At 49.2% G+C, this 12,292-nt stretch carries 13 protein-coding genes; 7 read left to right on the top strand and 6 right to left on the bottom strand.

The window, feature by feature from the left end; translation table 11 throughout:
* Positions 1-47: 47 nt before the first annotated feature.
* Positions 48-680, bottom strand: a complete 633-nt coding sequence (locus NZM05_00870; protein MCS7012168.1) for a DUF4230 domain-containing protein — start codon at positions 678-680, stop codon at positions 48-50.
* A 73-nt stretch (positions 681-753) separates the two neighbouring features.
* Between NZM05_00870 and NZM05_00865 the strand changes: the two genes are divergently transcribed.
* The gene (locus tag NZM05_00865; GenBank protein MCS7012167.1) at positions 754-1,425 is read left to right on the top strand and encodes a DUF2490 domain-containing protein; all 672 of its coding nucleotides are present in this window, start codon (positions 754-756) and stop codon (positions 1,423-1,425) included.
* Positions 1,426-1,474: 49 nt separating this feature from the next.
* On the opposite strand, the gene NZM05_00860 is transcribed toward NZM05_00865, so the two are convergent.
* Both NZM05_00860 and NZM05_00855 read right to left on the bottom strand, forming a co-directional pair.
* Positions 1,475-1,945, bottom strand: coding sequence for a protochlorophyllide oxidoreductase (locus NZM05_00860; GenBank protein MCS7012166.1), 471 nt, complete (start codon positions 1,943-1,945; stop codon positions 1,475-1,477).
* Between the two features lie 57 nt (positions 1,946-2,002).
* The gene (locus NZM05_00855; GenBank protein MCS7012165.1) at positions 2,003-2,521 is read right to left on the bottom strand and encodes a L,D-transpeptidase; all 519 of its coding nucleotides are present in this window, start codon (positions 2,519-2,521) and stop codon (positions 2,003-2,005) included.
* Positions 2,522-2,584: 63 nt separating this feature from the next.
* Here NZM05_00855 and NZM05_00850 point away from each other — a divergent pair, with 63 nt between their 5' ends.
* The 6 genes from NZM05_00850 (at position 2,585) to NZM05_00825 (ending at position 9,294) form a co-directional block, all read left to right on the top strand.
* Positions 2,585-3,070, top strand: coding sequence for a ferritin-like domain-containing protein (locus NZM05_00850; GenBank protein ID MCS7012164.1), 486 nt, complete (start codon positions 2,585-2,587; stop codon positions 3,068-3,070).
* A gap of 192 nt (positions 3,071-3,262) precedes the next feature.
* Positions 3,263-4,417 (top strand): substrate-binding domain-containing protein, encoded by a 1,155-nt coding sequence (locus NZM05_00845; GenBank protein MCS7012163.1) that lies wholly within the window; start codon positions 3,263-3,265, stop codon positions 4,415-4,417.
* A 20-nt stretch (positions 4,418-4,437) separates the two neighbouring features.
* Positions 4,438-5,361 carry a substrate-binding domain-containing protein gene (locus NZM05_00840; GenBank protein ID MCS7012162.1) on the top strand — a complete coding sequence of 308 codons (924 nt, stop codon included), beginning with the start codon at positions 4,438-4,440 and terminating at the stop codon, positions 5,359-5,361.
* Positions 5,362-5,429: 68 nt separating this feature from the next.
* Entirely contained in the window at positions 5,430-6,749 is a 1,320-nt protein-coding gene (locus tag NZM05_00835; protein ID MCS7012161.1) for a GGDEF domain-containing protein, read from the top strand.
* Positions 6,750-6,802: 53 nt separating this feature from the next.
* The gene (locus NZM05_00830; protein ID MCS7012160.1) at positions 6,803-8,023 is read left to right on the top strand and encodes an ABC transporter permease; all 1,221 of its coding nucleotides are present in this window, start codon (positions 6,803-6,805) and stop codon (positions 8,021-8,023) included.
* Positions 8,020-9,294 (top strand): ABC transporter permease, encoded by a 1,275-nt coding sequence (locus tag NZM05_00825; GenBank protein MCS7012159.1) that lies wholly within the window; start codon positions 8,020-8,022, stop codon positions 9,292-9,294. Before NZM05_00830 ends, NZM05_00825 begins: the two co-directional genes overlap by 4 nt.
* Before the next feature lie 78 nt (positions 9,295-9,372).
* On the opposite strand, the gene NZM05_00820 is transcribed toward NZM05_00825, so the two are convergent.
* The 3 genes from NZM05_00820 to NZM05_00810 are packed head-to-tail and all read right to left on the bottom strand — an operon-like array spanning position 9,373 to position 12,269.
* Positions 9,373-10,194 (bottom strand): purine-nucleoside phosphorylase, encoded by an 822-nt coding sequence (locus NZM05_00820; protein MCS7012158.1) that lies wholly within the window; start codon positions 10,192-10,194, stop codon positions 9,373-9,375.
* A gap of 30 nt (positions 10,195-10,224) precedes the next feature.
* On the bottom strand, positions 10,225-11,457 hold the full coding sequence (locus NZM05_00815) for an aminotransferase class I/II-fold pyridoxal phosphate-dependent enzyme (protein ID MCS7012157.1): 1,233 nt from the start codon (positions 11,455-11,457) through the stop codon (positions 10,225-10,227).
* A 17-nt stretch (positions 11,458-11,474) separates the two neighbouring features.
* The gene (locus NZM05_00810) at positions 11,475-12,269 is read right to left on the bottom strand and encodes a DivIVA domain-containing protein (protein MCS7012156.1); all 795 of its coding nucleotides are present in this window, start codon (positions 12,267-12,269) and stop codon (positions 11,475-11,477) included.
* Between the last annotated feature and the right edge of the window lie 23 nt (positions 12,270-12,292).

Here is a 12,292-nt window from a genome sequence, read left to right as displayed (position 1 = left end):
AAGGCAGCGTAAGTGCTTGCTGTGATGTGCGCTAAGGAACTGAATCGCTATGGCTTTCTGCGAATCGAGATGTCGAGCGGAGTGTGGTGCACGTAAAGAGCTGCTTCCAACTGTTTTCGCATCAAAGTTTCTGCATCGTTTAGGAGGCTCGAGACAAGTAAATGCTGCTCGGCTTTCTGGCGCAGCCGTTGGACTGCCGCTTCACGCTCTTCGCTGGTGAGGCGATTCCACCAGCCGCTTTCCTCTTGCACAATGTCGTAGCGCGTCATCTCTATGGAGAGAAGTTTAGGAGCAGGCAGTTCTGCAATGAGTTTGGTTGGGTTGGTTTTGACAGTCAGTAAAAATTTTTCTCTAAGGTCAAAGCCTGCTTTTGCAACAAAAGTGCCACGCACGACCAGTGTTTTCGTGCTACCAAGAAAGGTGTGGGTGTATGCATCTTCTACTAAAATCTCCTTAGAGACAGTTGCTAGCTCAAGAATCGGGGTCGATTGCTGCACGACGATGGTTTCATTGAGTCGCACTTCGGGCGTAAAGTGCAAAGTGTGGCGCACACTACTAGCAACTTTCTCAGCAAGGTCCGTGGGAACCTTAACGAACACCACATAGACGGCACCAGCAATAGCGAGTGCTGCAAAGGCAACAGCGGCTATAAGTAGCGTAATGCGAGTCGTAAGCGTCATGTTGGCTTGCGTTTTCGAGGAGAAATCCAGACGTTTGAGACAAACAAAGTTGCGAACATTTTTGCCTTAAACAATGCAGAAACAATTTTGGGTCTTGTGCTTCATCTTTTGCTCGTTGCATCAAGTAGCGCGTCCGCAAACCATTGAGCACGATTTGGTAAGCTGGTCAGGTGCGATGCTGACAGTGCGATTTGGAGAGTCGCCTTGGTCGGCACAGGTGTTTGTGCAAAACCGAATGGTGCAAAATTTGTCTCAGTTTCAAACCGTGGTGTTCTTGCTGTATGGGCTCTATCGCTTCGTGCCGTCAAGCTCAGTAGGAGCAGGCTATATTTTCCTTACGCCTATCAACAACCGCATTCTGGACATTTTTTCCTTTCAGCTGTGGCACGATTTCAAAATTGGTGAGATGCCTGCGGTGCTCCGCTTGCGTGCAGAAAGCCTTGCGTGGCATGCTTTGCAAGACCCGTTCTTTGAGGTCATTCGGTCGTGGCGATTTCGTATCCGTCCCGAGCTGGCAATCCCGATTGCTGGGAATTTCTCGTGGCTCATCAATAACGAATGGTTTTTTACGCTGGAAGCCCCAGTCTGGAATCAAAATCGATTTCAGACTGGGGTGCGCTACCGACAGCCCGGAATTGTCATTGATGTGCTGTATCAAAATCGCATCATCAACCGCATGTCTCCGCAGCCCGTGCGTATGGAGCATATCTTGCTGCTGAATTTCTTCTACACGCTGACTGTGTGAACAGCTTGCACGGTTTCAAGGTATTCACAGAACGCCGTGTATAATCAGGTCAAGACGCTGCCCCAGCTTTCTCCAAGCGCTGCATAGCTTTCTCATAAATTTCATTAGCAAAGTCAATTGGCGCTTGAGGATTGTTTTTTTCGGTCAGGCCGAAGAGCTTATCGGCAATAACATTATGATTAAGTAGCCTTAGGCTAAGTTGCGGACGATAAAGAAATTGTGCGGTCAGTTCTGGGCCACCGAACACCATAAAGAATGCAACCAGCTTTTTCTTAATGCTCTCCAGAAGATTGCTCTGATTGAGCGCGCCAACAAAGTTGGGAGACATCGCAAGGTTGTAAATCGGTGTGCCAAGAATGATGAGGTCAAATTCTTCCAGAAAGCTGTAGTCGGCGCGAGGTGGCGTTTTTGCTTTCTCAACATAGACACCTTTCTCTACCAGAGTCTGCCCAATCGTGTCAATAATGCGGTCTGTAGAACCGCCTGTGGTCAGTGCGTCATAGAGGATAATCGCTTTCATACTGCATTGCGGTGTTAGGTTACTGGATTATTATGCGGCATTTTTGCATCAAGGTTTCTACTCCACAATTCTGACCTCAGTGCCAATTCGAATACGCGATTTCAAGTCAAGAAGGTCGCTATTGCGCAGCCGAATACACCCCTCAGTTGCAGCAGTTCCGATTGAACTTTCATCGTGCGTGCCGTGTATGCCAATGCCTCGCCACGCTTTGCCAGACTTCGTGCGTTCTTTAGAGGTATGCAGTCGCAAGAACCACGGTCCGTATGCGCCAGCAATTTCTCCTTTGCCATCTTTGAAATCGTGCGTCCACTTCTCCGAGTTCTGAATCTGGGAAATGTAAAAGTAGCCCTCAGGTGTGCGCATATCGCCCTCTGCTTCCTTGTCGCCCTTATTCTTCCCAACTGCAATAGGGTAGACTTTTTCAAGCACATCTCCGCAATAGAGATAGAGCTTATAGTCGCTCTTTTTAATCACAATGCGTGGCTTTGGAAAAGCTTGCCACTGCGTCGAACTCTGCTCAGGTAGATTCGGTCTAAATTGGCTGAAAAAACTTATCGCAAAAAGCAAGCTCCACATCACTTACCTTTACATAAATTTTTGCCAAAATAATTTTCTCTAACGCTTAAACCAACTGCAGCTATGTCGATTACCACAACCGTTCTTGAGGAGAAAATTGATAAAAAAGCTGTAGCCGCTGTGCTGAACAAAATTTTGGAGACCGAGCTGGCAGGCGTCGTGCGCTACACGCACTATTCGCTGATGATTTATGGCTACAATCGCATTCCAATTGTCTCTTGGCTACGCAACCAAGCCAGTGAATCGCTAGCGCATGCACAGCAAGCTGGCGAACTAATTACAGGCTTGGGTGAACATCCCTCTTTGGCAATCGGTCCACTCTTAGAGACGCACAACCATGACATTGGAGCAATTCTGCGTGAGTCACTCGAGCACGAAATGACAGGGCTGGCAGCCTACCGTGAGCTACTCTCTCTGGTAGAGGGGAGGTCTATCGTGCTGGAAGAATATGCTCGCCAAATGATTCACGACGAAGAGCTACACATCATGGAGGTTAATAAGATGCTGCGCAAGCCGGGCGAAATTGCAGCATTCCAGAATGGACAGTAAGCTTAGCAAAAAAAGAGGCGAGCGTTCGCTCGCCTCTTGTTGAAGCGGGTGGTAACACATCTCCAAAACGCACTAAACCCCATCTATATAGCCATAATGCCTGACCTTTTTTCTTTGCCCAATCTACTTTACTTTTGCCTAAGAGACATATGTGCGGCACTGTCAAAAAACTGTCATAACCAGCTTTGCAGTATGCTTCGCCAGCTTTTCTTCGCTCAACATAAAGCAGCGCTGTGCGTCGTGCTTGCCACGGTTTTTTCTGCCTGCGCAAAGCCTGAATACGATGTAAAGCTCGCTGCATTACCCAGTGGCGTGGAAATCCCAAAGGAATTGCAGGAGAAAGTGCGCTACGATGCCGCTAAGCAAAGCCTAATTGTGAAAGACCATATCACAGCGGCAGAAAAGGAGATGCTCCTAAAACTCTCAGATGACAAAATTTACCGCCGAGCCGTGCAAGCGCTCTATGAAGCCAATCAGCCAGATGAAACCCCTCAGAAGGGTGAAATGTTGGTTGGCGTCGAGCCAGCTCTAATGCCCCTTGCTGAAATTCTGGTAAAAGCGTTTAATGAAAAGCGCCCAGAAGCAAAAATTATGCTCGAGCCAATGTCGGCTAGTGAAGCACTGTCTGAGATTGCAAACAAACGTTTGCGCTTTGCAATCACCATACGCGATAGCTCCAGTCAAGAAAGTGCGGCGTTTCGGGCTAATGATGTCAGTGTGCAGCGTCGCAAGGCCGCACTGGACGCATTTTGTTTCATCGTGCACCCGCAAAATCCAACCACCGAGTTAGGCTTTCAGCAAGTCAAGTATCTTTTCACGGGCAAAGTGAAGGATTGGTCAGACATCGATAAAAATCGTAAACCGCTGCCTGTTACACCGCTGCTCACCAATGATGGGCGGAGCGACTATCTGCGGGATTCGCTCTTGGCAGGCGAGAAGTTCTCGGATAGCGCTGTAGTCTGCAAGTCTAAAGAGGAATTGCTGGCGACGCTAAGCCGCACACCCGGCGCAATCGGTTATGTGTCAATGTATGATGTAAAAGATGTGATTGGTGTAAAGGAACAAGGTGGTAAGTTCGTAGTGGATATAAAGGATACTACACGGTTCAAAGTGGTGGCAGTGAAGGGGGCAGGCTTTGAAGCCTCACCTGTTCTGCCTCTGCAAGGCTATGTGGCAAACGGTGAATACCCCGCAAGCTATGCCATTCAATACTTTCAACGCACAGTTGGTCGCTTACCTGCGGGATTCTCGGGATTTTTATACTTCGGTACACCGGGCGAAGGGCAAGAAGTTTTCTTCAAAAATGGACTGGTGCCCTTTACGCAGAAGATAGTTATCCGTCAGTAGCATTTTAGTCGCCATTTTCGATGCAGCGATTGCTTCATATTTTGCTTGTAGGCTTGCTGGCTTGGCTCTTTGTGCAAGGCTGCTCAGGCTCGAGCGAGGATAGAAATGAAACCACCACTGAGGGCACACTGCGCTATGCGATTGACGAATCCTTGGCGCCTGCGATGGAGCCACAGCGGCAAGAATTTACACGCATCTGGCAAAGCGCAACGCTCATTGCAGAGACACTGCAAACACGGGCGGCAGTGCAGCGCCTACTGGACCGCAAAGTGCGCCTCATCGTCATCAACCGAGATTTGAAACCTGATGAAGTAGAGGCGTTCAAAAAGCTCGACATCCAGCTGGAAAAAAGACCTGTGGGCGTCGATGGCGTATGTTTTTTGGTGCACCCTGAAAACCCTGTGCGCCAGTTGAAGCTCAGCCAACTGCGCGACATTCTTTCAGGCGCGGTTACAAACTGGTCGCAAGTGGGTGGTGCAAATGCCCCTATTCAATTACTGATTACTTCGCCTAACGATGGAATGCGAGACCTGCTGCAAGATTCTTTGCTCAAATCGCTGGAATTTTCCAAGTTAGCCTACCCCTGCACCTCATTTGCACAGATGAAAACCTATATGCAGCGCACAAAGCACTTTTTGGCTTACACGGGCACTGCACACGCCCGCCCCGCCCTGAATGTAAAGCAGATGGATACCACAGCCTTTAAGGTGCTGGCACTGGCGGCTGATTCTGCAAATGCAGAAGCAGTTATGCCTTTCCAAGCCAATGTTTATGAAGGCAAGTATCCATTTGCGCATTTTGTCTATGTGGCTCACCTGCGCGGAGAAAAATTGCCAATCGGATTTACCTCCTTTCTTTTGCGTGAAGGACAGCAAATTTTCGTCCGACACGGCTATGCCCCTTACAAAGTGCCTATCCGAATCGTGAACTTCAAAGAAGATTGATTGACGCTCAAGCCTGCACACCTTATTTTCGAAATTCGTATGTTGCAGGCTGACGACAGTGATGGGTTATGACATTACGTGGCAAGATTATTTTTCTGTCGCTCTTTGTGCTCATAGTCTCTGGTAGCTATCCAATCGTTTCACTCTGGATGCTAAACCAGTTTGAGCGTGATTTTAAGCGTTATATAACTGAGCAAAGCAACGACTTTATCACACTCAAGGAAGTCAAAACACGCCTTCTGATTTATGACTCAGGACTGTGGAAATTTGTGGCAACAGGTGACAGGTCACTTTTCTCCAAAATGAAACCGCTGGAAGAGAGCATTACACGCGACCTGAAGGGGCTACTAAAAAAGGCAGATACAAGTTCGCTATCTTATTTCCATCTCTATCAAGTCAAGACGCTTTCGGAGCAGTATTTCGCAGAAGTAGCAGAAATTTCAAAGTCCCAAAATGCAGTTCGGCAACTGGCATTGCAGCAGCAGCAAAGCGTAGATAGAATCCTACGCGAAATCAATGCGCTTTTGGAGAAAAATCAAGATGACTTGGTCGGCGCATCAAATAAGCTGCGCGAAGAGCTTTCTACGCTGGCTTACCTTGCCTTTGGAATGGCCGCGATTTTTGTGCCTCTTTTGGCGCTGGTTACGTTTGCAATCTACCGCTCAACGGTCGTGCCTATTCGGGACATTCGTGACCGCTTAGGGAGCGTGAGCGTAGATGATAACAGCGCAATCAACCAAATGATTGCCGATATGCGGCAGTTCTGCCAGTCGCGACCAATTAACGATGAAATCACATTGCTGGTGCGAAAAATTACGGAGTTCGGCAAAGCAATCAACGAAAAGAACGAAGAGCTGAATCGCCTCATTATCACGGACGAGAAAACGCAGCTGTACAACTTTCGATACTTCAAGTCGCAACTGCATCAAGAGGTGGTACGGTCGCGTCGCTTCGGTGAGCCGTTTTCACTTATCATGGTCGATGTGGATAAGTTCAAACACTACAACGACACAAACGGACATCTTCTGGGCGATGAGGTGCTAAAAAAAGTTGCACGACTCATTCGCCAAGAATGTCGAGAAACCGACGTGCCCGCACGCTTCGGCGGAGAAGAGTTTGCCGTGCTGCTACCACGCACCGACAAGGAAGAGGCAAAATTCGTGGCAGAACGCATTCGCAAAGCAATTGAAGATGAAGTCTTCATCAATCAAGAAAAACAGCCCGGTGGTAATCTGACTGCCAGCTTAGGAATTGCGACTTTCCCGACTGATGCAAATACGGAGGAAGAACTTGTGAGCGTTGCCGATATTGCGCTCTACGAAGCCAAAGCACGCGGACGCAATCGTTCCCTACACTACGCCGACCTGCAACTCAGCAAAGCAGAATAAGTGCCGTGAAGTTTGAACTGGAAGTAGCTCGGCGATTTGCTTTCCCAAGTAGAGTGCGGCAAACTCGCCCATCGTTTATTACACTGATTGCTGTGATAGGCTTAGCCTTAGGCACTGCAGCACTCATTCTCACGCTTACAATTGTCTATGGCTTTAGCCGTGTTATTGAATCCAAAATTGCCCTGTTTGGGGCACATATTCAGGTTTCACACGCATCGCTGAAAGAAATGCCGCTTGATACGGTAGTGCTATCTGAGATTTCAAAGGTGCCTAATGTTGCAGCGGTTTCACCATTTTTGCAGCGCAGCGTCATTCTCAAATCACGGGCACCGAATGGCGACCCCTTGCTGGAACCTGCACTGCTGAAGGGTATTGTGCCAACAGAAGACGTAAGCCGCATTTGCGAAAAAGTCGTGGCAGGTGCATTCCTCTCCGACTCGGCATATCGCTCAGGGCTACCGATTCTTATCGGTAAAAAGCTGGCGCAGCGATTAGCGCTATCACCTCAGTCAGAAGCGCTTGTGATTGCATCAGCTACTGCACTGGATGCGAGCACGGTGCTGCCCCAAAGTCCAGAAGCCCTCTTGGAGCAACTTCGGCTGGACAATGCAGTCGTTGTGGGAATTTATGAGACAGGTCTTGCACAGGGCTTTGATGAAGCAGTGGTGTTTACAACGCTCCCTGCTTTGCAACGCTTCGTGGGCGCACCAAAGAGAATTTCTGGCTACGAAGTGCGCACCGTAGAGTTTGAGCAGGTGCGCCAAACAGGGAATGAGCTAAATCAAATCTTGCGTCCGCCACTGATGGCGCGCACAATATATCAATTGCACTCGGCTATTTATGCGTGGCTAAGCCTGCAAAAGAATGTAGTGCCACTGCTTTTGGTGATGGTGACCATCGTGGCTGCGTTTAACGTTGTCTCCACGCTGCTCATTATCGTGCTGGAAAAAAGCGCAGAGATTGGCGTGCTAATGTCATTTGGAGCAAGCCCAAAACACATTCGGCGCATCTTTGTCTCACAAGCCTTTTTCATTGCGCTGGTGGGCATTGCAGCGGGGAATGCCTTGGCGCTGTGTCTTTCACTGCTCGAGAAGCACTTTCATCTGATTCCCTTGCCAGCAGAGACCTACTACATTTCGGAAACACCGATTTTCATTGAACCACTGCACTACGGAGTTGTGTCTATTACAGCACTAGCAATTGCACTGCTTGCCTCACTGATTCCAGCGCAAAGTGCAAGCCGCTTGAAGCCAATAGATGCCATACGACTATGAGCACGCTCTCCCGAGCAGCGCAATTGAAGACCGCTCTGCTGGTTGCGCGCCGATTTATCTTTGCAGCAAAGAAGGTGCGCATGATCAACATCATCACTGCGCTGAGCATCTTGGGGGTGATTGTAGGCACCGCCACCATCGTAATTGTTCTCTCCGTGATGAATGGGTTTCGTGACCTTGCATACAATCTTTTCTTAGCAATTGATACTGAAGTGCGGCTGATTCCAAAGCAAGGTGCAACGATGACAATGTCAGACTCACTGCTGCTGCAACTGCGCCAGATTGAAGGCGTGGCATCGGCGCGACCATTCGTAGAAGGAAAAGTTTTGCTCATTACGCCAAAGCAAAGCGGGGTAGTGATGCTCAAAGGCATTGAGCCAGAGGCATATCAGGAACTTGCTCCCTACTTAGATGAACACCGCCGCTTTCTGGAAGAGAACCACATCATTTTAGGCTTGCCGCTGGCGTATCGTTTTTCGGCAATGTATAACACCGATGTGCGCGTGCTGTCTACCAAGCAAATTGATGAGGGACTGGCAGCCTTGCAAAATCCTTTGCTTCGCTCTGCGATAACACTCCCTGTGCTGCGAGTTGGCAACTTTTTTTCAGCGCATCGGCTCTACGACGATGTGTATGCACTCACCGCACGGCGTACTGCACAATCGGTGTTTGGATATACGCCAGAGGTTGTAACAGGAATTGAACTGCGTGCAAAGTCAGGGGTGTCTGATGAAGCACTAAAAGCGCGTCTTGAAAGCTGGCTAAGACAACAGGGACTATCGGAGCAATTTGCCGCCGAGAGCCTATCCGACAGATTTCTCGAGCTCTTCCGCGTAATGAAGTTAGAAAAGTGGGGCAGCTTTATCATTCTGCTCCTAATCGTAGTGGTCGCCGCAACCAGTTTGATTGGCTCATTGACAATGACAGCTATTGAGAAGCGGCGCGACCTATACTTTCTTGCCTGTATGGGATTAGCACCTCAGAGCTTGCGACATCTCTTCATCTTTGAGGGATTGCTAATTGGCGTAATAGGCACAGTGAGTGGCACACTGTTCGGCTTTCTTGTCTGCTTTGCGCAAAAAAAGTTCGAGCTGGTGCCGCTGCCGTCGGCTGAATCGTTCATTATTCGTGCCTACCCTGTTTCAATGATTGCAACGGATTTTGTAGCCGTGGTGGCAGCAACGCTAGTGATTGTCTTTTTAGCAAGCCTCTATCCTGCGCATCGTGCGGCACTGCTGGCAAAGGTGCAGCCCGACAAATTGCGCACTTAGGGGTGCGCAGACTCTGCCGCCGATTCTGACAAATCGTTTCCTTCTCCCTTTCGAGGGAAGGGCGTAACGCCATTTGCCCTACAACTTTTCAATCACGCGCTTAAATATTGCAGTCATCTTAGGCTCAGCTTCATTAGCCGCAGCAATAATTTCTTTGACATCAACAGGTTTTAGGCTCTCTGGAAAGCATTCGTCAGTGATGATGGAGATGCCTAAGACCTCTGTGCCTTGATGATTGGCAACGATGACTTCTGGCACGGTAGACATGCCGACCACATCGGCTTGGAGCAAGCGGAGCATACGATATTCAGCACGAGTCTCTAAGCTCGGCCCTGAGAGCGCTACATAGACGCCACGATGCACCTTAATTTTAAGCTCCAGAGCAGCTTCTTCAGCCAGCGCAATAAGCCGTCGGGAGTAAGGCTCGCTCATATCGGGAAAGCGGGGGCCGAGCTCATCATCATTTTTCCCAATAAGGGGGTTATCGCCAATCAAGTTGATGTGGTCGTCAATAATCATAATGTCGCCTTTGCGATAGAGCGGGTTCAGGCCGCCACACGCATTGGAGATGCAAAGCGTTTGGACGCCCAGCGTCTTCATGACGCGAATGGGGAAAGTAATTTCTTGCATGGAGTAGCCTTCGTAGTAGTGAAAGCGCCCCTGCATTGCGACGACATTTTTGCCACTCAGCGTGCCGAAAATAAGTCGTCCGTGATGCGACTCTACAGTTGAGAGCGGGAAGTGGGGAATTTTGTCATAATCCAAGCAAAGTGTTTGATTGATTTCTCTGGCAAGTCCGCCAAGACCTGTGCCGAGCACAATGCCAATCGGGTAAGTGTCACGGGTGTGCTGGCGGATGAAGTTGCTGGCTTCATTGATTTTTTGGCGCAATTCTGTCATAGCTGATGATTGGGTTCAGAGTATGCAAGGTTATTTTGCAACAGCGGATAAGCGAGTCTCGCGAAAGACACGCGTAAAGTCTGCAACACGTGCATACACATCTTTCAGCGTTTCGGCGTCAGGCAAAAACACGACTCGGAAAAACCCTTCTGTGGGATGAGTGCCAAAGCCAGAGCCATGCACGAACAGCACCGCCTTTTCGCGTAGCAGTCCTAAGACAAATTCTTCATCTGTGCCAAGCTCCCCTTGCTGCAAATCAACCTGTGCCATGGCGTAGAAAGCGCCCTCAGGCTTGTTGCACCTGATGCCCGGAATGCGGTTAAGGGCTTCGAAGGTAATGTCGCGCTGCTGGCGAAGGCGAGTGAGCGTAGGTTCAAGGTAGGAGGCAGGCAACTGCAAAGCAGTTTTGATGACATGCTGAGGCGGCATAGGGGCACAAAGCCGAGCATCGGCTAACTTGCGAATCGCAGCCATCAAATCGGGAATCAAGTGCGAGTTCGTCACGCTCATCCAACCCAGTCGCCAGCCCGGTGCAAGATAATTTTTTGAGAGCGATTCCATTGTAATAACAGGCAAGTCTTTGTCTGCAAGGCTACCTATCGGGATATGCTTGCCTTCAAAGATGAGCTTGTGATAGACTTCGTCGGCAATTACAACCAGTTTGTGTTCACGAGCGACTTGGAGCATGGCGCGAAGCGTAGCTTCAGAGTACAGTGCACCAGTCGGATTATTTGGGTTGATAATCACCAGTAGCTTTGTGCGAGATGTAACTTTGCAACGCAGTTCATCGGCGTCTGGCTGCCAGTTGTTTTGGGCATTTTGGCGATACTTTACTTCAACTGCGCCCAGTTTGGTGGCAATCGCAGTATAAAGCGGATAGCCGGGTGCAGGCACTAAGACTTCATCACCGGGCTCAAGAAGCGCTGTGAAGACAAGATCAGCTGCTTCTGAAGCACCATATGTGAAAATCACGTCTTCGGGGGAAGTGGGAATGCCACGATGGGCTGCCTCATCGGCAACAGCTTGGCGGGCTTCCAGAATGCCAACTGAAGGCGAATAGCCATTATGCCCATCTCGCATCGCTTTGATAGCTGCCTCAATAAGCTCCTGCGGTGGCTGAAAGCCATAAAGCGAGGGGTCGCCGATATTGAGATAAGTAACGCGCCGACCTTGCGCTTCAATTTTCTTGGCTTCAGAGACGATGTTGCGAATGGCGTATTTGTAATTCTGCGTGCGACGCGCAGGTTGATACGGCACTGACATATTTGGAACAGATTAGGTTATTCTAAGCTGTTTAGGATTTCATCAATGTTGATATGTCGCTTGCTTACAGAGCCTTTATAGGTTTCAACAGGCACTTCGTAGCGGGTGGTTTTCTCTGACTGAGTTTGCTCCAACGTAGTATCAGCGGCAGTAGAGCTAACAGAAGGCATGGAAGAAACAGACGGAGCAGGGGCAGGAGAAGGTTCAGAACGGGGTGGGGCGTCTGTTGGTGCTAAGTCAGGTTGACTGGTGCTGGCTTGGGCTTGCAGACGCATCTGCTTGCGTGCGGCAATTTGATTGACAATGTAAGCATCTTCATCAGCGGCAAAGGAATTCAAAAGCTCTAACTGTGAAGCAAGCAAAAGACGAAGTTTTTGAACAATCTCGTGTTTTTGCGCATTCAGGCGTTGGATGTCGTCGCTAAGGGCAATCGCTTCATTTTTGGCACGCTCGAGGATTTGCGCAGCTTTCATCTGCGCTTCTTGCCGAATCAACTCGGCTTCGCGCTTGGCATTTTCAACAACGCTGGCTGTAGATTGCTGGGCTTGTGCCAGTGTTTGATGTAAAATGCTTTCAACTTCCTTGAACTTCTGCACCTGACCCTCAAGCTCATAGAGTTTGCGTTTCAGCGCATCTTGTTCAGCCAAAGTTTCTTCCCACTGCTTGGCAACGGTGCCTAAGAAAGCCTCCACCTCCTCGGGGTCATAGCCACGCAAAACTCTATTGAAAGTTTGCTTTTTGATGTCAATTGGCGTGAGTTTCATGATGCGCGTCGGTTTTGCAATTTCTCGAAAGGTAACGATAACAAGCATTTTCACAATACACTGGAGGGCGC

It is taken from the genome of Chloroherpetonaceae bacterium (assembly GCA_025056565.1).
In the GTDB taxonomy this organism is placed as follows: Bacteria; Bacteroidota; Chlorobiia; order Chlorobiales; family Thermochlorobacteraceae; genus Thermochlorobacter.
Note: the sequence above shows the minus strand (reverse complement) of the source record. Positions and strands in the feature narration are given on the sequence as shown.